21 protein-coding genes, 1 tRNA gene and 1 pseudogene are annotated in these 22,511 nt (G+C 49.0%); 3 read left to right on the top strand and 20 right to left on the bottom strand.

Annotated features, from left to right (window positions below):
* Window positions 1-21 precede the first annotated feature (21 nt).
* The 5 genes and pseudogenes from BZG80_RS05380 to BZG80_RS16070 all read right to left on the bottom strand — a co-directional run.
* Window positions 22-600 carry a DJ-1/PfpI family protein gene (locus BZG80_RS05380; RefSeq protein ID WP_077678903.1) on the bottom strand — a complete coding sequence of 193 codons (579 nt, stop codon included), beginning with the start codon at window positions 598-600 and terminating at the stop codon, window positions 22-24.
* Window positions 601-636: 36 nt separating this feature from the next.
* Entirely contained in the window at window positions 637-1,134 is a 498-nt protein-coding gene (gene def, locus BZG80_RS05375; RefSeq protein WP_069362669.1) for a peptide deformylase, read from the bottom strand.
* A gap of 21 nt (window positions 1,135-1,155) precedes the next feature.
* A complete protein-coding gene (locus tag BZG80_RS05370) occupies window positions 1,156-1,920 on the bottom strand; it encodes an N-acetyltransferase (protein WP_077678902.1) in 765 nt (254 codons plus the stop codon).
* 93 nt (window positions 1,921-2,013) lie between these two features.
* Window positions 2,014-3,219, bottom strand: a complete 1,206-nt coding sequence (locus BZG80_RS05365) for an MFS transporter (RefSeq protein ID WP_077678901.1) — start codon at window positions 3,217-3,219, stop codon at window positions 2,014-2,016.
* Window positions 3,220-3,307: 88 nt separating this feature from the next.
* Window positions 3,308-3,409 (bottom strand): annotated as a pseudogene (locus BZG80_RS16070) (cytidine deaminase); the annotation flags it as partial.
* Window positions 3,410-3,520: 111 nt separating this feature from the next.
* On the opposite strand from BZG80_RS16070, the gene BZG80_RS05355 reads away from it, so the two are divergent.
* A complete protein-coding gene (locus tag BZG80_RS05355) occupies window positions 3,521-3,904 on the top strand; it encodes a hypothetical protein (protein WP_077678900.1) in 384 nt (127 codons plus the stop codon).
* Between the two features lie 105 nt (window positions 3,905-4,009).
* Here BZG80_RS05355 and yegD read toward each other — a convergent pair whose 3' ends face one another.
* The 10 genes from yegD to BZG80_RS05300 all read right to left on the bottom strand — a co-directional run bounded on the left by yegD (window position 4,010) and on the right by BZG80_RS05300 (window position 13,101).
* Complete coding sequence (gene yegD / locus BZG80_RS05350; protein WP_077678899.1) at window positions 4,010-5,362, bottom strand: molecular chaperone; 1,353 nt, start codon at window positions 5,360-5,362, stop codon at window positions 4,010-4,012.
* Between the two features lie 175 nt (window positions 5,363-5,537).
* Complete coding sequence (locus BZG80_RS05345; RefSeq protein WP_077678898.1) at window positions 5,538-5,744, bottom strand: DUF6500 family protein; 207 nt, start codon at window positions 5,742-5,744, stop codon at window positions 5,538-5,540.
* An 18-nt stretch (window positions 5,745-5,762) separates the two neighbouring features.
* Window positions 5,763-6,275 (bottom strand): methylated-DNA--[protein]-cysteine S-methyltransferase, encoded by a 513-nt coding sequence (locus BZG80_RS05340; RefSeq protein WP_077678897.1) that lies wholly within the window; start codon window positions 6,273-6,275, stop codon window positions 5,763-5,765.
* Window positions 6,276-6,739: 464 nt separating this feature from the next.
* Window positions 6,740-7,126, bottom strand: a complete 387-nt coding sequence (gene gloA2 / locus BZG80_RS05330; protein WP_040904977.1) for an SMU1112c/YaeR family gloxylase I-like metalloprotein — start codon at window positions 7,124-7,126, stop codon at window positions 6,740-6,742.
* A gap of 156 nt (window positions 7,127-7,282) precedes the next feature.
* Entirely contained in the window at window positions 7,283-7,660 is a 378-nt protein-coding gene (locus BZG80_RS05325; protein ID WP_241833861.1) for a hypothetical protein, read from the bottom strand.
* A 547-nt stretch (window positions 7,661-8,207) separates the two neighbouring features.
* Window positions 8,208-8,298 (bottom strand) — tRNA-Ser (locus tag BZG80_RS05320).
* Window positions 8,299-8,428: 130 nt separating this feature from the next.
* A complete protein-coding gene (pstB, locus tag BZG80_RS05315) occupies window positions 8,429-9,181 on the bottom strand; it encodes a phosphate ABC transporter ATP-binding protein PstB (protein WP_443216191.1) in 753 nt (250 codons plus the stop codon).
* Window positions 9,182-9,314: 133 nt separating this feature from the next.
* On the bottom strand, window positions 9,315-10,619 hold the full coding sequence (pstA, locus tag BZG80_RS05310; RefSeq protein WP_077576674.1) for a phosphate ABC transporter permease PstA: 1,305 nt from the start codon (window positions 10,617-10,619) through the stop codon (window positions 9,315-9,317).
* Window positions 10,612-11,994 carry a phosphate ABC transporter permease subunit PstC gene (pstC, locus tag BZG80_RS05305; protein ID WP_021023114.1) on the bottom strand — a complete coding sequence of 461 codons (1,383 nt, stop codon included), beginning with the start codon at window positions 11,992-11,994 and terminating at the stop codon, window positions 10,612-10,614. The genes pstA and pstC overlap by 8 nt, the downstream gene beginning before the upstream one ends.
* 66 nt (window positions 11,995-12,060) lie before the next feature.
* Window positions 12,061-13,101 carry a substrate-binding domain-containing protein gene (locus BZG80_RS05300; RefSeq protein ID WP_077461247.1) on the bottom strand — a complete coding sequence of 347 codons (1,041 nt, stop codon included), beginning with the start codon at window positions 13,099-13,101 and terminating at the stop codon, window positions 12,061-12,063.
* A 292-nt stretch (window positions 13,102-13,393) separates the two neighbouring features.
* Here BZG80_RS05300 and BZG80_RS05295 point away from each other — a divergent pair, with 292 nt between their 5' ends.
* Window positions 13,394-13,834, top strand: coding sequence for a hypothetical protein (locus tag BZG80_RS05295; RefSeq protein WP_021023116.1), 441 nt, complete (start codon window positions 13,394-13,396; stop codon window positions 13,832-13,834).
* Between the two features lie 68 nt (window positions 13,835-13,902).
* On the opposite strand, the gene BZG80_RS05290 is transcribed toward BZG80_RS05295, so the two are convergent.
* Window positions 13,903-15,519: a methyl-accepting chemotaxis protein gene (locus tag BZG80_RS05290; protein ID WP_198532921.1), complete on the bottom strand. Its 1,617-nt coding sequence runs from the start codon at window positions 15,517-15,519 to the stop codon at window positions 13,903-13,905.
* A 140-nt stretch (window positions 15,520-15,659) separates the two neighbouring features.
* Window positions 15,660-16,133 carry a DUF3429 domain-containing protein gene (locus BZG80_RS05285; RefSeq protein ID WP_241833860.1) on the bottom strand — a complete coding sequence of 158 codons (474 nt, stop codon included), beginning with the start codon at window positions 16,131-16,133 and terminating at the stop codon, window positions 15,660-15,662.
* 196 nt (window positions 16,134-16,329) lie between these two features.
* On the opposite strand from BZG80_RS05285, the gene BZG80_RS05280 reads away from it, so the two are divergent.
* Window positions 16,330-18,003 (top strand): BCCT family transporter, encoded by a 1,674-nt coding sequence (locus BZG80_RS05280; protein ID WP_077678894.1) that lies wholly within the window; start codon window positions 16,330-16,332, stop codon window positions 18,001-18,003.
* Window positions 18,004-18,088: 85 nt separating this feature from the next.
* On the opposite strand, the gene glpC is transcribed toward BZG80_RS05280, so the two are convergent.
* Genes glpC through glpA form a run of 3 tightly spaced genes read right to left on the bottom strand, consistent with a single transcriptional unit; the run spans window position 18,089 to window position 22,331 of the window.
* The gene (gene glpC / locus BZG80_RS05275; RefSeq protein ID WP_077678893.1) at window positions 18,089-19,342 is read right to left on the bottom strand and encodes an anaerobic glycerol-3-phosphate dehydrogenase subunit GlpC; all 1,254 of its coding nucleotides are present in this window, start codon (window positions 19,340-19,342) and stop codon (window positions 18,089-18,091) included.
* Complete coding sequence (glpB, locus tag BZG80_RS05270) at window positions 19,336-20,643, bottom strand: glycerol-3-phosphate dehydrogenase subunit GlpB (protein WP_077678892.1); 1,308 nt, start codon at window positions 20,641-20,643, stop codon at window positions 19,336-19,338. Before glpB ends, glpC begins: the two co-directional genes overlap by 7 nt.
* Window positions 20,640-22,331: an anaerobic glycerol-3-phosphate dehydrogenase subunit A gene (gene glpA, locus BZG80_RS05265; protein ID WP_077486923.1), complete on the bottom strand. Its 1,692-nt coding sequence runs from the start codon at window positions 22,329-22,331 to the stop codon at window positions 20,640-20,642. Before glpA ends, glpB begins: the two co-directional genes overlap by 4 nt.
* Between the last annotated feature and the right edge of the window lie 180 nt (window positions 22,332-22,511).

The raw sequence follows: 22,511 nt of genomic DNA, 5'->3' as shown, positions 1-22,511 counted from the left end.
GTACCTTATCCAGACTGCATATTACTCGTTTCGCTGCCAGTGGTAATCCATTTGCTTGGCCACGCGCTGGGCTAAGTCCTCGCTGTGCAGATCAGCCACCAGCTGCAAACTCATATCAATACCCGCAGAAATACCCGCGGAGGTAAGATATTTTCCATCCCTCACCCAGCGCTTACCTGATACCACGCTTAATGGCGGATAGGCACGGCTGAGGTCGTCCATGTCTTCCCAATGTGTGATCACTTTTCGACCATCGAGTAGTCCGGCTTCTGCGAGTATGAACGCCCCCGTACAGACAGAGGCCATACATTGGGTGATCGCATCTTGTTGCTTCACCCAATCGATCACCGACGGGTTGGTGACTTGCTCATGGTGAACGCCGCCGACAACCAGCAGCAAATCTAGTGTGGGATGGTTGGCGAGATGATAATCCGGCACGACACGCAAACCGCCGCGCGCGAGCACAGGTGAGTCTTGTTCAGCAATCAGTCCAACCTGCCAACTGTCCGCGCCTAAACGTTTTGCAGTGCTAAACACTTCATAAGGCCCGGCAAAATCGAGCACCTCTGCGTGCTCATACACATAAATACCAATATTCATCGTTTGTCCTTACATCCATGTAAGTTTAAGATTCTACTAAGCACTCTGTTTTAAATACTTCTTCACCTTTTTTAAGGCCATTTGTCGTTTTAATGGCGAGAGATAATCGATAAAAAGGTTTCCAGATAAGTGGTCGATTTCATGCTGCATAACAATGGCAAGAAAATCATCGCGCTCTATCGTGATCGATTGACCATTGCGATCAAGGGCCGACACCACAACAGACGAGTATCGCTCGACATCTGCATAATAGCCGGGCACGGATAAACAACCCTCCTGACCAATGGCTTTGTCAACGCCAGATACAACCACCGGATTAATGAGCACTAAAGGGTCATCCCGGCGTTCAGAAATATCGATGACGACAATCGCCTCTTTACGACCCACTTGCGTGGCAGCCAATCCAATACCGTTGTCAGTGGCATACAACGTCTCAAGCATATCATCAATCAACGTCTGTACGGCGGTAATATCCGTGACTGGCTCTGCTTTTATGGCCAGCCTTGGATCTGGCGCGGTAATGATTTCTAACATACGGGCTATCTATTTCACAGGTTAAGGGTGAGGAGGAATAAACTTATCAAAGCGACTCTCCATACAGGCACTGATATCGGTGGTAATAAACTCCCCCTGATAATACAAACTGAAAATGGTGGCCGGTGAAGGACATGCTTGTGCTTGGCTCAATATCTCTAAATGATGCACTTCAAGCGGGATACCACGCTGCGCACAGCTTTGTTGTAGCGAGTTCAGCACATGGTATTCCGCATAAGGACAACGATGGGAGTAATACACCACACACCCTTCAGTTGATACGTTGGCGGTATGAACGGATTCTCTAAATTGCGGTATTTCAGCTGCATCATTCAACGGATAATACAACAGCACAAAGCCATTAGGGGCCTCATCCGCCACGTTGAAGCCTTGGCCTTTTAACCATTTTGTATCGCTCATAAAGTGGTATTTCTTTTTACCGACCACGGCGACTAGGCCTTGCTTATTTTGCTGTTTAGCCGCCTCAATGGCGTCAGCTAACAGTTGCTTGCCGTGTCCATGCCCTTTGTATTTCCCAGAGACCCAAAAGCAACCCAATGCCAGATAACCATCCGCTTGTATGGGCTGCCAAGCGGTCTCTGCTGGGCCATATTCGATAAAGACTTTGGCGCGTTCATCTAAACGGCGAAAACGGTACCCGTGCTGATACTCCTGCTTTAGCCACTGCTTTTTCGCCTGATAGCTGGCCTGGCACTTTTTATCCGAGAACGCGCAGCAGATATGCGCATCATCCAAGGATGCTAGGGTTAAGGTTAAGTAGGCCATATTCACCTCCACACAGGTGTATTGATGGTATACCTTTTAACCTACCTTAACCGCATGGATGATGACTCCGCCTTGGTCACAAAGCCATCAATCTTATGAGGACGTCGCTGCGAGGCGTGTTTTCTCTCGCACCGATAAAAAAAGCATACCGATGCTGGCACACATAGCCATAGCGATAACAAGCGACCAAGTCACCGAATAACCGAACGTGTCGATGACATAACCAATCAATACAAAGCTTGGCATCAGCAATAAGCTACGCAACGTGATCAATACCCCTTGAATACGACCGCGATGACTCGCCGGTGAGTTGTTGGCAAGATATACGCCTTCTTTGGTGAGGACCAACACCTCGCCAGCGGAAAGAAAAAACCACGCTAAAAAGTGAACGGGGATCGTGGGTGCCAACATCACAAGCCCATAACCCAGCACAAATAAGAGTCCTGAATAGGCCAACGCCATCGTCTCAGTATGTCCAGATGTCGCGCGAAGCAATAGCGGCGTGATGATCACCACCAACACGCACGCATACGTCATCAATTGACCAAAACGCACGGGCCCTTCTTGGCCAAATAAATGACTCAAATAAAGCGGGCTAGCCATTGTCATTTGATTCAATGCAAACCAAAGCATGCCACAAAACAAAGTGAACACAATGAGATAAGGACGTGATTTAAGCACCGACCACACACTGCCTTCTACCGCGCGCTCAAGGTCAGACTCAGACTCGGGGACGGCTTGCTCGGTCACATTGACCAAAAAGGCAACCACAAGAATACCCACCAAGACGGCAAGCCCGTTACCAAAGAAAATCCACTCAGTGTGCTGCCAAAACAAATAGCCCGCTAAGATGGGGCCAATCGCTGAACCCAAGTTATAGGCAAGGTAACTAAGCGACATCACCGCATCGCGATTGCCTGCGTGAGATAAATCGGCCACCAATGCATTACTGGCCGGCAACGCCACACCAATAAAAAAGTACGCGGCGAATAATAACGCCGGCACCATCACCGGGGCATCGGGTGCAAACCCGCACACCAGCAGCAAGATAGCGCCGACACATTCCCCCGCCACCATAGTGTTTTTATGGCCTACCCAATCAGAAAGCTTGCCACCAATAAAACTCCCCAGCAGATACAAGCCAGTAATACTCATCGCCAATGTACCCGCCAGCGACGCGGAGTAGCCGAGCTTATCGGTAAACAACAACACGAGGAAAGGAATAATAAAGTTGCCCATCCCGAGGATCATGCGGGCCAGTGCAACGTAGTAAATATTGCGGTGCAATCCTTTATACATCGCCACCGCAGAAATAATCTTGTTGATTGTCGTAATCGTTAAACGTCCGTGTTAAAAAATCAGCACATAATGTACATGATTGATAAATTTATAAAAACTCGTTATTCACTAACGACCAATGGTGCGGCATGAGCTCGCGCACAGTTTTAAAAACTAGCTGGTTATCTGGCGTAGAAATCGCGGTTTTTACACGATTATTGTGCCCAAAAGAGGCAAATACGTGGCTTGCGCTTTTCTGTTTTTCGAAAAAATAAAGCCTTTAATATGGTGGCTACGTTTCGACCTCTCCAGAGACACACCGATGGATGATAACGCTCGGCAATTGCTTGACCACCTATGCCTCGGCTATGACCAATTGGCCCAACGTCACCAGATGCGCGCTTTTCCAGAGCTCTCCACCGCTATCAAGCACCCACTCGGCTATTGTCTGGTTCACTGTCCGATCGGTAGTCAGCGATTATCGATTGTTTCGCTACAATTTGCCACCAGCGTTCGCGGCCAAGGGGTGCTGACGGCGTTTATCGACTATATTCAAGCGCATCCGCATCACTACCGCGGCATTGAAGTTGCCACCATTCAAAATCAAAGCTTAGCGAAACGGCTACTGGCATTGGGTTGGCGATATAAGTCTGCCCTAACCAAGCTATTTCGCGCCAACACCCCCACCTTGGTGCATGATTTCTAATCAAAATACGGAAGTTTTCGCTAAGTCGGGTTCCTATTATTGACAACTTTTTTTCTTTCGCAAGGTATTACAAGTAAGCGTCAAACCCAGTTCGTCAAGCGACGGTTACTTAAAGCAGACTTCCGCCCAACGCGCTAAGCCCGCGGTGACTGAGCCAAAGTAGTCGCTACTCACCACAGGAATGTTCGGCAGCTCTGCTTGGACAGCTTCCCGCAAGAAAGGTGAACGCGCCGAGCCACCTGTCATAAAAATCACGTCAGGCTTTACACCGGCCTGCGCGACCACATCGTGCACTAAGGCGATCATCTTACGTTTGGGCGCCTCAATCGCATCAATCATGTTATCGCGCGTTACATCAACGTCCACGCGCTCGGAGAACAGTTGAATGCCCGCTCGGTAAGCCGCTTGATCCGACAAGGCAATCTTTGTCTCTTCCGCACGACGGACAATGTTGTGACCTAACGACTCGTGATATACCTCAAGCAAACGGGCCAGTTTATGTGGCTCTTGCGCTTGCTTGTGCAGCCCTTTGAGCACCGCCAAGTTTTCAAACGCATAGAAATCGTTTTGCGCTTGTACGTTGTTAATCGCGATGGGGTTGGAAAACTGCGTAATCGGCATCTCAATGCCAGATTCCATCTTACTGCCCATCCCAAACGGGAACATCATTTGTTTGAATGCCAACGCAATATCTAGGTCATTGCCGCCAATACGCTGACCTTTGTGCGCTAACAAACTTGCACTACGATCGCTACTACCGCGCCATGATGGCCCCATCTCAATCAATGAACAGTCTGTGGTGCCCCCACCGATATCGACCACAAGAACGATTTGGTCTTCGCTCAGTGTCGCTTCATAGTCCAGGCCGGCAGCGACTGGTTCAAACTGAAATTCAACCTGTTTAAAGCCCGCCCGCTTAGCCGCATTGAGCAAAATACCTTCGGCTTGGCGATTTGCCACCTCGCCTCCACGGCCTTGAAAGTTAATCGGCCGACCGATCACCGCATCATGAATACTCTGTTGAGTTTGGTGTTCGGCTTGGGTTTTGATGTTATCCATCATTGCGCATACGAGGTCTTCAAAAAAGCGCAGTTGGGCATCACGTAAACCTGACGCGCCAAGGAAAGATTTAGGGGATTTCACGTAGTACATATCACGCGGATCATCGAGATAACGATCGAGCGCCGCTTGACCAAACGCCATGTCCTCCGCCTCAAGTTCAATGCTTTCCTCTCGGTTTACATGGATGGCGCGGCGTAACATCTGCTCGCCAATCGTATCTAGCGGCTTGATGCCCCGATGACGAAACAAATACTCAGACACTGATTCGCGCGTAGGTGCGGCAAGGGAGGAAGGAATAAACGTGCTGTCCCCTTCTAGACGCAACAGCGTCGGCTGACCGTTTTCAATCTTCGCCACCGAGCAATTTGCTGTACCATAGTCAAAGCCGATATACATAAATGCCTCTCACCGCAGAAAAAGTCGGCAATGCTACCTCAACCGTGGCGGGATTTCTAACATCCGTGTGCCCAAGCCAATCTGACTATCTGGGCCCGTGCCCCGCTATCCATTGTCATCTTGGTGAACCTGAATTACACCTTGTCGGCAAAATAGGCCATGACTTTTGCAGTCGTCATAAATTATTTTCCACCATCTCTTTGATGGTTCTTGCCTTAACAAAATGATCTAACTGATGGGTCTGTATCCACCAGGTTGCAGCTTCCATCAACTGCTCGGGATCGTCATTTTTGTTTTTGAAGAACGCATAAAATGACACACCGACATTCTCACCTTTCGCTTTGATTTTTTGCTCACATACCGCTAGGATTTTCGCTCTCATACGCGCCCACTTCTATCCTTAAATGAATAAGTTCTGTTCTAATTCTAAAAGGCGCTTTTTCAGTGACAGACCGCCACCATAGCCAATAAGCTCCCCTTGGGTGCCGATAACCCTATGGCAAGGAATAATAATCGCCAACGCATTTGCCCCGTTGGCATTGCCAACCGCACGTACTGCGGCTTCATTACCAATCGATACTGCCAACTCTTGATACGTCACCCTGTCACCGTATTGAATGTTGCTTAATGCATTCCATACCGACCGTTGAAAATCGGTACCCGCCAAAAGTAAAGGAAGGTCGAAAGTTTTTCGCTCACCCAAAAAATATTCCTCGAGTTGAGCTTGAGTAGCCACTAAAACATCATCGCTCTTTTCTACAAAATCAGCGTTAAGAATCCGTTTAATGCGCTCATCAACGGCACTTCTCATTTTGCGATACCGGAAGTCACACAAGCAAAGCTTACCTTGATACGAACCAAGGATAAATTCGGCATAAGGATGTTTATAATACTGGATATTTATTGTGTTCATTGTGTCTCTTATAAATGATTTATCCATACCAATATGGATACTTGTCTTATCTGTTTTAACTTCTACGTTAATTACCCCTAAGTGTTTCTAAAATTCTCACACCATCGCTTTTGCAGCCACTGTAACCACCAAAAATCGTGGGTATCTTATGGGCATTTCGCAGTTGAACCCACGAATCCCTAGTTGCTTAAGAAAAGAATGCATTTATGGTTGATATAATCAAACCCAATGCTGGTGCGAACAAACATAGAATTGCAAGAACGAATAGTACGAGAATACGTTTCCAAGACTTTGCTGCTTCTTGGGAAAATTTAACTGTCAACCAAGAATCCGAAGCAACTAACATTGTATCTTCCTGATTCTTTATATGCTTCTGTTTGTCATAAAGTGACATAGGCTAGACTCCACCTACCTACAGATGCTAGCACACGAGAGTCGGTGCTAGCTCCTTCTGTTTGTTATGTTTATTTTTCGTACAACTCTAAGGGTAAACCATCTGGGTCTTTAAAAAAGGTAAATCGTTTACCTGTAAATTCATCAACTCGAATTGGCTCAACATCAATTCCGTGTGATTGTAACTCGTTAGCTGTCGATTCCACCGAGTTAACAACAAACGCCAAATGCCTTAAACCTTGAGCTTCTGGGTTACTTAATCTGGACGGTGGCTCTGGAAAAGAAAACAGCTCAATTTGTCCACCATTTGGTAACGCTAAATCTAATTTGTATGAATCTCGGCTTTCTCGATAATTTTCGGCAAGGATCTTGAGACCTAATATTTCAGTATAAAATGACTTAGATCGTTGATAATCTGAGCAAATAATCGCTACATGATGAATACTTTCTAAATTCACAACATTCTCCGATTTGAACTTTATCCGAGTAAACATAACGCCCAATTAAGTTGTGAGCAACGCTGCCACCTTACCCAAACACTCCACCGGAAACACCAAACTGATTGAAACCGAAAGCGCCGAGCGTTGCGAATCAACTTGAATTTCTTGTTAGCCTTACTGTGTCAACGTAGCGATTATGCCCGCCCCTCCGATAATACATGAAAGTACAGCCCATAAAGTTGCTGGATGATATTTCCATAAATAACGGAAAGTACTGCTGTACTTCAACGAAAATTTATAGCCACGGGGCGTAAAGTTAAAAACCACGCAATCATCACTCTTAAGCAGGTCATTTTTGACAAAACCATTCAAAACAGTGCCTAAAACAGTTTGGTTAGTCTCCGCTAAGTTATGCTTGTCCTTAATCGTATTGATTAGTTCAACTAATTCTTCGCTAAGCTCTGGATACAGGTGGTGAGGGGTAAATGGATGGCTGTTTAAAGCACTATCATCCTTATGCCGAGAGTCATAGTTACTAAATAGAAACTTCAATATTGGCTTCGCATGCTCATGACTAACATTTACCGAATTTTTTCTTTGTTGCCAAACTACAATCCCCCTTGTAAGGCTAACATTGTATTAGTGCGCGTGCTCGATTTGTCAAAATCGTTATACGCCCTGTTTTATCCATAACGTCATGATACGCATGCAGTTTTTCCATCTATCTCATCAAGCTCTCTTCGGTGATAGTATGCATGCCGCCTATCCCGGTTGAGGTATTCACATTATCCCCGCGCTTGTACTTTTAACCGATTGATTATTCGTGTTTTTTATTTTTTCGCCTAGGGAAAGTGTGAATCAGTCATGAGAAAGCGTGCATCCATGTGGGTGCTTTTGTTGCGTTCCACGCTACCGCCCTTCGGTTGGCGGCGTCCAAAAGGCCATGTAAGGGACAGAAATATAAGAGTTAGCGTACCAGAGTGCAGAATAGCTGTTTAGGCATAATCGCCTAAAATGTTGGCGCAGTCAGGGTTTGGGGAGTTATGGGGGGGATATAAACGCAAAAAAGCCGCTGACTGAGCAGCGGCTTTTTAGTATGTGGCGGAGAGATAGGGATTTGAACCCTAGAAGGGCTATTAACCCTTGCCGGTTTTCAAGACCGGTGCTTTCAACCACTCAGCCATCTCTCCGGAACGGGGCGTATAGTAGAGGCTACTCAGTGCGATGTAAAGTGTGTTTTTACTTTCTCGCGCTTAAGTGCTGAAATTATCAGCAAACACCTATTTGAATAGGTTTCCCCTCTGCCACCCCGTTGCTTATTTAACCAAAACGACCATTGATATAGTCAGACGTCAGCTTATGCTCAGGATCATTAAACACTTTTTGTGTTGTGTTAACTTCGACCAAGCTACCAAGATGGAAATAAGCGGTGCGATCAGACACACGAGCTGCTTGCTGCATGGAATGCGTCACAATCACAATGCTGAAGTTCTTCTTCAAATCCGAGATCAGCTCTTCAATCACCCCAGTGGCAATCGGATCGAGGGCTGAACACGGCTCATCCATCAAAATAACTTCCGGTGCGACCGCAATAGTACGTGCAATACAAAGTCGCTGTTGCTGACCACCAGACAAGCCGGTTGCCGGCTGATCCAGACGATCTTTGACCTCATTCCACAAACCGGCACGTGTTAGCGATTGCTCCACCAGTTCATCCAAGTCAGTTTTACTGTCGACTAAGCCGTGAATACGCGGGCCATAAGCAACGTTGTCATACACGGATTTAGGAAACGGATTAGGACGTTGGAACACCATGCCGACTTGTGAGCGCAATTCGACAATTTCACTCTCACGGTGGTAAATGTCAGTGTCTCCCAAAATGATGTCCCCCGTCACCTCACAGCCCGGGATCGTATCATTCATACGATTTAAGCAACGCAAGAACGTCGATTTACCACAGCCTGATGGCCCAATCATCGCAAGCACTTCTTTCTCGCCGATATCAAGGCTCACATTTTTAATCGCCGGCTTAGACCCGTTGTCATAATTAACGAACACATTTCGTGCTGTCATGCGTGGCATATCAACAAACGGAATACCACAGGTTTCACTCGGTGCTTGTGTGCTTTGTGGTGCGGCTTCCACTACATCTTCAGTCATGGTTAGGTTGTTCATTGTTGTCGTCGTCATGATTCTCTCTCCCGACTTACCAGCGTCGCTCGAGACGCTTACGCATAATCACCGCACAGGCATTCATAAAGGCTAAGAATGCCAGCAGTACCATGATTGCGCCTGAGGTGTTTTCGACAAAGCCCTTTTCAGGATTCTCTGCCCATAAATAGATTTGCACGGGTAACGCTGTGGCCGCATCAAGCGGACCGGATGGCACATCAACGATAAACGCGATCATCCCGATCATCAGTAGCGGTGCCGTTTCTCCGAGTGCTTGTGCCATCCCGATAATGGTACCGGTTAACATGCCTGGCATCGCCAATGGCAAGACGTGGTGAAGCACCATTTGCATCTTAGATGCACCCACACCCAAAGCCGCATCACGTACCGAGGGCGGAACCGCTTTAATCGCCGAACGACTCGATATAATAATCGTCGGTAATGTCATGAGCGTGAGCACTAAGCCACCAACGACTGGCGCCGAGCGTGGCAGATCAGCAAAGTTCAAGAAAACAGCCAGACCCAGCAAGCCAAACACAATCGAGGGCACGGCTGCTAAGTTGTTAATGTTAATTTCAATAATTTCGGTAATGCGATTACGTGGCGCAAACTCTTCCAAGTAAATCGCGGCTGCTACACCAATCGGGAAACTCAACGCCAGTGTTACCAACAAGGTGTAGAAAGACCCAACAGTCGCGCCCCAAATGCCCGCTAATTCAGCATCACGGCTATCACCATTGGTGAAGAAGCGCGTGTTGAACACGGTGCGCACGCGATTATCATCCTCCAGTTGGTTAAACCAGTTTATGTGCTTGTCTTTAAACTGACGATTTGACTCTGGGAGTTTGCCGTCGATGTTGCCTTTGTTGAATTGGTTGACGTTATCACCCGCCAATGCCCAAATCTCAATCTTTTGTCCGACCAGATCGGGGTTTGCGGCAACACGGTCACGCAAATCATATTCCGCGCCCGTAGAGATAAAGCGAAATAGATCACGTTTATCGCCCCGCGAGGTCACCTCTGGCATCGCATTAAATATGGCCTTCGCCAATACCGAACGATAACTGAGGTACTCCAATGTTTCATCGTTCAGTGGTTTTCCCTCAATGCCCAAGCTTTGCTCACTGAGATCAACCGTTAAACGGATTTCGGTGGTGTAAAACGCCGTATACCCTTGGGAGACAATCGACCCAATCAGCAATACCAAAAAGGTGAAGGCGAGAAAAATCGATGTCATACCATACCAGCGGAAACGCTTTTCTTTTCCGCGACGTTTCGCAAGGCCTGCTTTTACCCTAGCACGCTTCTCTTGCGCAATTTTTTCGATTTTATCAGTCATATTGTTCTCGATATTTTTTCACGATGCGTAGCGCCACGAAGTTGAGCGCTAGCGTCACAACAAACAGCGTGAGGCCCAAAGCAAATGCAGCCAGCGTTTTAGGGCTATCGAACTCTTGGTCACCGACCAACAATGTCACGATTTGAACCGTGACTGTGGTCACCGATTCCAAGGGGTTCGCCGTTAAGTTAGACGATAATCCCGCCGCCATCACCACGATCATGGTTTCACCAATTGCGCGTGATACCGCCAGCAATAAACCACCGACAATGCCTGGTAACGCGGCAGGAATCACAACCTGACGCACGGTTTCAGAGGGGGTAGCGCCTAGCCCTAATGAACCATCACGCAGTGACTGAGGCACGGCGGATATCACATCATCGGACAGCGAGGAGACAAACGGAATGATCATAATGCCCATCACCGCACCAGCTGCGAGTGCACTTTCTGACGATGCACTGGTAAAGCCGATCGCATGAGCAACATCACGAATAAATGGCGCCGCAACTAACGCTGCGAAAAAGCCGTAAACCACTGTCGGGATCCCCGCAAGGATCTCTAAAATAGGCTTAACAATGCCGCGAACACGGGGCGACGCGTATTCGGCCAAGTAAATGGCACTCATCAACCCAACCGGTGCCGCGATACACATGGCGATGAATGAAATCATCAAAGTGCCGGTAAATAGCGGGATCGCACCAAAAGAACCACTCGAGGCTTGTTGATCTGCACGCAGTGCAATCTGTGGCGACCATTCGGTGCCAAAGATGAACTCGGTCACGGGGATCATTTGGAAAAATCGCATCGCTTCAAACAACACTGAGAGCACAATGCCGAATGTGGTTAAGATTGCGAGGGTTGAGCAGAACAATAAAAAGCCCTGCATCACGTTTTCGACCCGATTGCGGGCACGTAAACGCAGTCGTAGCGAGCGCCAGCCAAAGGCTAATCCCGCCAACGCAAGTGCAGTCATTGCGGTGAATCGTAATGTGGTCCCTAAATGGTTCAGGGTTTGATAATGGTCCGCCGCAGCCAACAAGACAGCATCGTCAGTTTGGGTGATGCCACGAGCAATATTACCGATTTGACTGTATAACAAATCCGCATTGCCGAACTGCGTGACGTACGTATCGGAAATTTGTGCCATCACCAAACTGTGGATCAAGTTCGGTTCTACCGCTTGCCACAACAATAAAAGAACCAGTGCCGGAATCGCCGCCAAAATGGCGACATATGAGCCGTAATAGTTAGGTCGAGAATGCAGTTTGCTCAAGCCACCAGCCATGTTGGCAAGCTTAATAGAACGCGTTCGAGCAATAAAAAAGCCGGAAATTGCAATAATAGCAATCACGGTCATCAGCATGGGTGTTGTCATTGTTCCTCCTGAACACGAATAAAGGGGGTACGTGACACGTACCACCCTTTCGTATTCACAATGCGCTTACAAGTTTGGTTTTAAATCGACGGCAGCACTGCGTACTTGTTGCCACTCGTTTTCACCCAGTGGAATAAGGCCACGGTCAGCGAGATATCCCATGCTGCCCATTGCTTCTTCTGAGGTGAACGCTTTCACATAATCGGTCAGGCCAGGAATCACGTTCTCATGCGCTTTTTTAACGTAGAAATACAGTGAACGTGATACGGGATACTCGCCGGTACCAATGGCATCAAATGTTGGCAGAACACCCGAGATTTTAGAGCCTTGTACTTTGTCTGCGTTTTGCTCAAGGAAGCTGTAACCGAAGATGCCAAGCGCATCTGGGTTTGCTTCAAGCTTTTGCACAATCAAGTTATCGTTTTCACCGGCTTCGATGAAAGCACCGTCTTCGCGCATGCCGTGACAAATCGCTTTGAATTTGTCTTCGTTACTGTCTTCAAGTGCTGCGACTTCGGGATACTCGGAGCAGCCCGCTTCCATGGCTAGCTCAACAAACGCATCACGTGTCCCTGATGTTGGTGGTGGACCTAGCACCTCGATTTTGGTGTTAGGCAGTGATGGGTTCACGTCTTTCCACGTGTCATTGGGGTTGTCGATAAAGTTGCCGTTAGCGTCTGGGACGGTTTTAGCGAGTGCGGTGTAGATATCTTTTAGGGTGAGATCATACTGTTGCGATACTTTCGAGTTTGCGATAGCGATACCGTCATAACCGACTTTGATTTCGACAATCTCGTCGACGCCATTTGACTGACAGCGTTCAATTTCCGAGCTTTTGATTTTACGTGATGCGTTAGTCACATCTGGGGTGTTTTCACCGACGCCCGCACAGAACAACTTAAGTCCACCGCCTGAGCCAGTCGATTCGATTTTTGGTACTGAATATTGCGACGTGCGACCGAAGCGCTCAGCAACAACAGTAGCAAAAGGGTAAACAGTAGAAGAGCCAACGATGCTAATGTAGTCACGGCTTGCAGCCGTTGCGCTACCTGAGGCCAGCACGGCCATTGATACTGTCGTCGCTGCAAAGAGAGCTTTAAGTTTCACATCAACCTCCAAGTCGATTATTTAAGTTAGTGCTGTGTAAATCAATTTATCTACACATAACGAAGAACTCGGTTAACGGGGAGACACATTAAGCGCACAAAGTGACAGTTCCTTTATGCAATGATGAAGGTTTGATGACAGCCAGAGGCATTGGTAGCACACTCAAAAGTTGCTCAAGGTGCGCTAGCGCTGCGCGCGGAAGTGGCTAGGATAGATGAAACATCGATAACATAGCAGCGAGATAACATCACAATTGAGATGTTAGCTGCGAACAATTTGGATAAAGAAGGCAATGACAGATGCTAACCACAATGAGGACACACGGTTGAACACTGATGCCAAGCCATTGGTACTCTTTTTGTGTGATGGAAAATACGGCGCGTCGTTAATGGCAGCCGCAATGATGAAAAGCAAAGCGAACAGTTTTTTTGATGTGCACTGTTATCACACAACGCAAACCATGAGCACCGATAAGGCCGCACAAGCGCTGATCCAGTTTCAAATATCGACTTACGATCTGGCGCCGGCGCCATTGGATGCGCTGACACTCGACTATGTCGATTATTTAATTGCTCTGAATCCCGCATCGGTACAATCGGGCCTGCCATTGCCAAGCTACGGCAAATTTATTCCCTGGGATGTGACCGAAAACAGCGACGCCGGGCTTGCTGCCGTTTTGCGTGCTATCAACCAAAATGTGAATTACTTTCTCTCTCTGTATTTATTTCGATAAAAAATGCGCCACTTAGGCGCATCTTTTGTTGTTAACACGGCTCTCACAATGAGCCTTGGCTTTTCGGTTTATAGTCTAAACGCTTGAGCCTGCTCACTCATACTCGCGTTTTCTTTTTCTAACCGCTCGTACGCTTGGCGCGTTTGCTCTGCCGTTTCAGCCAAAGACTCCGCCGCACGGTGAATTGCTGCAACGTTTTGGTTTAAATCAGCGGCGGCAGTGGTTTGTTCTTCGGTCGCCGTCGCAATCGCCCCTGTCATTTCTGACACCTGCTGCGTTGACGCATTGATGGTCTCAATCGCCTCTGCCGCGCGTTTGGCGTCATCCAATCCTTTTTGGGTTAATGTTTGGCTGTCACTCATCACCTGATAGGCCTGACGCGCTTTGGTTTGCAGCCCTTCGATGATTTGATTAATCTCATCGGTTGATGACTGCGTCTTGGTTGCCAAACCGCGCACTTCATCAGCGACCACAGCAAAACCGCGACCTGCTTCGCCGGCGCGCGCCGCTTCAATTGCCGCATTAAGGGCAAGTAAATTCGTTTGCTCGGCAATGGTACTAATCACCTCTGAGACCTTACCGATATTTTCACTGTCTGCGGTTAACGCTTCAATCACTTGCGACGCTTCGTTAACTTGATCTTTCGCGGCCACGCTTTGCTGGTAAGACTGTTCAAAGGTTTCTCGACCTTGCTGGGCATACTCGCGCGATTTATCAGTGTGCTCGGCCGCCGCGACCGTATTACTCGCCACTTCCCCAAATGTTGACTCCATTTGTGTCATAGCACTGGCGAGCTGTGATAGCTCACTACGCTGTTGCTCAACACTGTTGACCGTATCCGTCACCTGAGTCGAAAGCTCGTTACTGACCGTTTGTAGCCGCTGTGTGCCTTTTATCAGCGAACCAATTAAGTGGGTGATACTGCTTTGCATCTGATCGAATGTATTGGCGGCCTGTCCTAATTCATCACGGTTAAACTGAGCAAGATCGAGCCGTTGCGTCAGATCGCCACTTTCTACCCGCTGCATTTGCGTAACCAGTAAGGACAATGGTCCGCGGATACGGTTTTGGAGTAAAAGTGCAACGATAACCATCAACACGATCAGCGCGACAATTACCGCTATCCCTATGATAATCAGCTGTTCGATTTTCTTAGACTCTTGTGCTTTGATGGTATTGGCCTGTGCTTCTAGATCAGCTTGTAACGACGCTAGGTTATCCACTATTTGATCAAAAGGCGCTAACATTGGCCCAAGCATTTTGCGTCGAGCGTCGTCTATTCGCCCATTATCGATTAGACGAATATAATCATTTTGCATCTCGCGATAGCCATTCAAACGTGTCTCAATGGTGGTGACTTCATCGCTGTTGCTATCTCGAACCGTCAGCGTTTTCATATCCGTCAGCGCGCCACGTACCGATTCGTCATTGCGCTTAATTTTCACCAGGATGTCGCGATGCGCTTGTTTATCATCGGTTAGGCCATAATCGAGCGCAAAACGGCGGTAGGTTACCGTGTAATAGCGTAAATCTGACACCGTGCTGAGCAAACGCACATTGCGCTCGACAACGTCATTGAACTGGGTTTTAACTGAGCTAATTTCACTGAACAAATAGGTGCCACTCAGGGCGACTGCAATCCCGAGCGCAATAAACACCGTCCGCAAATACTGAATAATTGTCATAGATTCCCCATTACCCTTAAATACCATCACTAAATTAATTGTTTTTCTGCGCCAAGGGTAACGGATACGGCCAATAGTTGTAATAGGTTCAGCCAACTATGTAAAAACAAACCAACTAAAAAAGAACCAGCTTAAACGTATTAATTTGCAAAGAGCAGCAACGCATGAAAGGCCATCACACTAAGTGTGAGCCGATCGCGCATCGTTTGGTACCCCGCTGGCTGATCGTTTTTTTGTTGGCGATATCGAATCCACCGTTCGGTAAGCCACACTAAAAAGTAACCTGCCGTAAGCACGCTTACGGTCAGGGATAGAGGTGTCGCCCCTTTGACCAATGCGCCCCATGCAAGCAAGGCGAACACATTACTGAGTACCAACGCATACCGACTCAATGTAGGAGGTGTGTTATCCAGGCCGTTCCCCCACAACACGCCGGATAAAAAGCTTAAAATCACGGCACTGTAGGTAATAAACAATTGTTCGCCAGCTAAGCCAAAAACTGTCAGCCCAGTCCAACTGACCCCGAGGGCCCCCGCGAACGGTAATAGGCCAAGATAGCCTAAATTCAACATGGTGCGATCCGCTGACGATGAACGAACATCGGGTTGGGGCATTGTTTTACTCCTACTCATAAATCAGTTCAGCTAGTTTATACGGTATCACTGCCATGATGGCTGATAGCTCGTGTCGGTTTGCTGCTTTTCTCATCACTTTGTACTTCACTACCGTGATAAAAGCCTCTTTTTTTTGCAAAGAAAACGCACCTTGCGTAAATTGTTGCGCGTTTTGTTGTTTAAAAAGGAGTTACTCATGTCAGCACGAAGTACGTCGGATGCGAGCAATGCCAGCACATTGCAGCATCCGTTTGCCGATTGCGTCACCCAAACGGGGCCGTTTAAGGGCGTTCATAAAAATATGATGATCGCCGCTACCCTTCTGGTTTTCGTCTTCGTTTTTTTTACCGGGTTTAACACGCACCTAGCAGCCAGTGTGTTTGCTGCTGCTCGTGGATGGGTAGAGTCTACGTTCGGTTGGTATTACATGTTGGTGCTTGTTCTCTTATTGGCCGCCAGCTTCATTATTGCAGTCACCCGTTTTGGTAATATTCGTTTGGGTGACGACGACGATCGCCCCGAATTTAGTACTTTTTCGTGGCTATCGATGTTATTTTCCGCCGGTGTCGGTGTTGGCATATTGTTTTTTGGGGTAGCCGAACCCACGCTCTACTTTGATACAAGTGGTGCGTTCGGCTACCCCAACAACCCATATGCTGATATGGCAGGCGCAACCACCATGGGATTTGATCGCGCGGCCGCTGCTCTGCGTGTTACTTACTTTCACTGGGGCTTTCATGGCTGGGCCGTGTACGTCATTGTTGGCCTCGCGCTGGCGTATTTCTCGTTCCGTAAAAAACTGCCGCTCGCGCTGCGATCCACCATTTATCCGCTGATTGGCGATCGGATCTACGGCCCCATTGGCCATATCACCGACATCTTGGGTGTCCTGGGCTGCGTATTCGGTGTCGCCACCTCGCTCGGGTTAGGTGTCAGTCAGATCGCGGTGGGGCTCGATCGCTTATTTGGCATCGACCCGGGTGTCATGACTCAGGTTATCCTGATCGTTTTGATTTCCGTGGCCTCAATCATGTCGTCTCTGTCTGGCGTCGGCAAAGGGATCCGCATTATTTCCGAGTGGAACATTATCGTCTCGGCATTGGTAATCGCTTACTTCTTATTTGGCGGTCCAACCACCTGGTTGCTCCACGTCTTTGGTGCTTCACTCAGTGACTATTTGGTCGGTTTTATCCCAATGGGACTGTGGTTTCCTGAAACGCCAGGCCCAGCCGCATGGCAAAATGCCTGGACCATTTTCTACTGGGGTTGGTGGATTGGCTGGGCGCCCTTTATTGGCTTATTTATTGCCCGCATTTCTCGCGGACGTACCTTGCGTGAGTTTGTAGTTTGTGTGCTTTGCGCGCCAACGCTGATGATTTTTGCCTGGTTGGCCATTTTTGGCGGCAATGCGTTGCATCAAGAGCTTGTTGCTGAGACGGGTGTCGGTACAGCGGGAATCATTGATTTGGTGAATGGCTGGGACTTGCCTGCGGCATTGTTCGCCACAGCCGATGGCATTACCGGCGGCGGTATCTGGGGTTGGATACTGAACGCCATGATGATCTTTTTGCTGTTTAGCTGGTTTATTACCTCGTCCGATTCCAGCACCTTGGTGCTCACCACCATTCTGTCGATGGGCAATGATGATCCGCCGAAACGCTTCCGTGTTTTCTGGGGCACTATGATCGGCGCCGTCGCCGCGGTGCTTTTGGTCGCAGGCGGCTTAAGAGCCTTACAAACGGCCAACATGGTGACTGCATTACCTATCAGTGTATTGGTGATCTTAATGACCATCAGTGTGATGAAGTCTTTACTGGCAGAGCCGGTTGGCAAGCCCACCGCCTCGACGCCATCACAAGCGAATCACTAGACCGGTTTCATCGACCAACGAAAGCGCCACCTCATACGGTGGCGCTTTTTATTCGAGGTCGTCTTATTCGAGGTCGTCGTCGCTTTTATGGGTTCGTACCATCCACGGCCATCGCCAGCACACTGACCGGATGCAAGGCTTCCAACGGTGTGTTCTCTTCAATTTGCCATTTGCAGGTTTCACAATCGGTGATAGCAAAGTCGGCTTCTGCAGCTCTAATCTGAGCAAACAAACCACTACCGATGGCAATCGAGGTTTGATAGTTCTCGGTTTTAAAGCCATAGGTGCCTGCCAAACCACAACACTCGCTATCGAGCACAACCACGTCTAACCCGGGGATCATCCGCAATAGCTCAATGGTGAACATCGCATTGCCACTGCGCTCCAAGTGACAAGGAGTGTGATACACCACCCGTTTATTGATGGGTTTTAGCTTGGGCATCTCGCCATTCATTGCCGCTTTGAGTAAAAAACGGGTCACGAAGCTAATTTGTCCTGCCACATGCTGATTGTCGACGCCCAATACATGCGGATACTCTTCTTTGAGTGTCAGCGCACACGATGATGACGTCGCGATCACTGGGCGCTCGTCGGCAACAGAATCGGCAATCATCGCGGTATTGGCGGTGGCATTACGTCTTGCTTTATCATAAAAACCGTTAGCAATTAAGGGGACACCACAGCATTTGTGTTTCTCTAATAGCTGAACGCCATAGCCCATCGCATTCATTACTGTGACCAAGTCTTTGCCGAGCTGCGGATTGTTAAAATTCACATAACAACCGTGAAAATAGCTGACTTGTTTGGGGTATTCAGCTTGTGCCGCCGTTTGGCTTTTCATCCAGCGGCGGAAGGTACCAAAAGAATACTTAGGCAAGGATTTATGTTTATCTACCCCAATGGTGGCATGCATCACCGCTTTTACCGGTTTTAGATCCGTCATCGCATTCACAATCGGTGCCACCGGGTTCGCCAAGGTACCAAATAAATCGGTGTGGCTGAGCACGTAATCACGCATCAACTTAGGATTGATGTTTTTCTCGCCATGTTTACCCCGTGCCACGGCAATGATATCACCAATTTTCACCCCAGAGGGACAGGCGGTTTCGCAGCGTTTGCAGTTGGTGCATAGTTTGAGTAGGTCGTCATAATACTCTGGATTTTTGATCCGCAGACGCTCGCCGTCCGGCCCACACTCTTTGGGGCCCGGATACGCCGGATTCACTTTCGACACTGGGCAGTACACAGTGCAGACGGTACACTTGATACACTGGTCAAAACTGGTGGGCTGCGGTGCATGGTCGCGATATTCTCTCTGTTTAAGCCATTCAGTTAACATATGGCCTCCTTAGCGTTTGCCATCACGGCAAGTGCTCGTTGTGCCGCGGCGTAGCCTGTTGCAACCGCAACGCCTCCGCCGCAACCTTCAAATACGGGATCGTAACCACTGAGTACTGCCCCACATACAAACAAGTTTTGACAACGTTTTCCGCGCGCGGTAGGCCGCAGTTGGTTATCCGTGTTAATACCGAAGGCCATAAAAGGATGACTTTGCTGGCTGAAAAAGTCGTCATTGCGCCATTCGCTGCGGTCAGGGCTTTGTACCATATCTAACCCCAGTGTTGGCTCGCTAACTTGGGTGCGATCCGCATTCAAGCCGCGGCTAAAATAGCTTCCCGTCGCCAAGATCACTGCCTCTGCGGTTAACGGAATATCCTCTAACTGACGGGTATGTAATGCGGTGAGGCGGCCGCTGTCGTCAAACTCGCCGCTGGTGACTTGATCACCGCGCAGCAACATGCCACCTGCACTGGCAAACGCGCGCTGCAGCGCCTCTTCTATTCGAATCCCGAGTAACGAAGGCGGCATGGTGGGCACTTCATGGAAGCAACGATCGGTGCGCTGTTTAAGTGCATCCATACCCTGCTCGCCCGCGACGTTGGCAATGATAGCAGGCAAAATCACGAGCTCATCCGGTCCAGATTGCGCGATTAACTGGTCGCACAGGCTGTCAAAGGCGTTAGGCTCGGCCAGTAAGCGTGACAGATCAACCGAGCGCAATTCATTGCGGTTACGGCGCAAACGCTCCGCACCAGGAATCGAAAGCGTGATGGTGCGACTCGGGCAGGAGGCAAAATCACGCTGCGCGGTAATAGTGTCTTTGGCTAACGTCGGTTGCGCATCGCGATAGCCGTCAATGGCGGCAAAACAGAGACCCGAAAAACGGCGCGGGCCACGATGTTGATACACGTGCCCTTGCGATAACCACGTCGGACGCACGGTGCCCAGCGGCGTGATCCGGCCATGATTGGCGTTGTCTTCTTGATGATACAAACACACTTTTTGCGCACTGAGTTGCTGTTGGAACCAGGTTAACGAATCGGTGATCTCATCAAGGCTCACCTTGGCATAAGGGTGCTCAGGGTGCTGGCGGACCAATTTGGGAATCGCCTCAAACGGTTGGGTAACCGGCTCACCATTAGGAAAATGGCCCAGTACATCAATTGAACCCGAGGAAAAATGCAGTGCACTTTGTCCCGCACTGATCATTACCGTTTTTTTGCCGGCTTCCAATGCACGTATCGCTGCCGTATACCCAGCAATGCCACCGCCAATCACCGCAATATCATAGTGAATCATTGTGAGACCTCCTGATCGACAGCTTGAGTGGACACTTGCTCATTCATTTCCGTTTTTGATTCCTCGCTCGACGACTTAGGCACATCACCGGCGCCAAATAATCCTTGATAAATCCAGTAACTAAATTCGGCTTCGCGTAAAGCGTCCCCCCAGAAGATAGGCTTGACGCCCTTCCAGCGCTCTTCAAGAAAGTCCACCAGCAGCCCAGCACTCGCTTGCCCATCTAATCCTCCGCACTCACTGAATAAGCTGGCGGCGCGATAACTGCACAACTCGCCCTGACACGGCCCCATTCCAAGACGGGTGCGACGGCGTAAATCAGTGATGTTTTTTGCATCCAACGATTGAATGGCATAATTCACCTCGCCTTTGGTCACCATTTCGCATTCGCAAATCACCGCTTGGCTGTCGTCACTTTCATCCAAGAAATGGCTGACGCGTTCGCCATGGCGATAATAGGCGGATTGATAGACGGGTTTGACCAAGCTTGCACTGGCTTTGCTGATCCCTTTGGAGGGCTCAGAGCCCGGTAGCGGCCGTGTCGCGGTTTGGCAGGCATTGCGGTTACCCAGTTTTTCAGCCACCAAATCTGTGGCTTGCTCGGCCATCAGTCGATAGGTCATGAGTTTGCCACCGGTAATGGTGATCAAACCGTCAAGGCCATCGCGCGCTTGGTGGTCAAGCAACACGATGCCGCGGCTGATATTACGACCACTGCCATCATCGTCCACCGAGACCAACGGGCGTACGCCTGCATAAGCCCGTAACACCCGAGTATTGGCCATGATGGGAGCCAGCTTGGCGCCCTCGCGCATCAGCACATCCACTTCTTGTGGCGTCACCGCCAACTTATCAATTTGGTCGTACTCAATATGCTCGGACGTCGTACCAATTAAGGAAATAGTATCGCCAGGCACCAAGATGTCCGCATCGGCCGGTTTGCGACAGCGGTTGATCACCCGATTATTAATACGGTAATCGAGGATCAGCAGTGAGCCCTTGGCAGGAAACATTTTGATGTTGAGATCGGCATACTCACAGATAGTCTGGCCCCAAATCCCTGCCGCATTGATCACTTGCTGGGCCATAATCGAAAAGCGCTCACCCGTAAGAGTGTGGATACAATGAACCCCTTGTACCGTCGCGCCTTGGCGAATTAATCCAGTGACTTGGGTATGATTAAATACCTTGCCGCCATGCTCTTTACCGTCTAACACATTTGCCGCACACAAACGAAAAGGGTCAACCGTGCCATCGGGCACTTGCACGGCGCCTATCATCGCCGGGTTAGCATTGGGCTCTAGAGCGAGCGCCTCATGCGGTGTGAGTTTTCGTGTCGGAATACCGGCTTTATCACAACTGGCGATAAAGGTGTCTTGGTAGGCCAGATCGTCTTCCGGCAAGGTAATAAACAGCCCCTTGGTATCTTCCACGCAATGACGCGCCACGGATTTAAGAATGGTGTTTTCTTGGATGCATTCGCGTGCCGACTCGGTATCCGTGACCGCGTAACGAGCCCCAGAGTGCAACAATCCATGGTTGCGACCCGAAGTGCCTGCCGCAATATCGTCACGTTCGAGCAAAATGCACGAGATGCCGCGAAGCGCACAATCGCGCATGATGCCAGTGCCGGTCGCACCGCCACCAATGATGACCACATCCGTTTCAATATAATGGCGAGTTGGCATGGGGCCTCCTTGTTACTTTATCGTAACCAGAGTGTGGCATTTCCCGTGCAACAATGACGGCGACAACATCACACTATGCGCGAAAGCGAAAAGGAAACTGCGGCTTGTTTGATTTAGGACAAACTTTTCAGTGGCGGATAGCGCGCGAATGGTGACACGGCAAATGAGCACTACAAGAAA

Origin of the sequence: Salinivibrio sp. MA440, assembly GCF_001996265.1 — a bacterium.
Lineage (GTDB): Bacteria > Pseudomonadota > Gammaproteobacteria > Enterobacterales > Vibrionaceae > Salinivibrio > Salinivibrio costicola.
The sequence above is the reverse complement of the archived record's forward strand: the minus strand, read 5'-3'. Positions and strand labels throughout refer to the sequence as shown.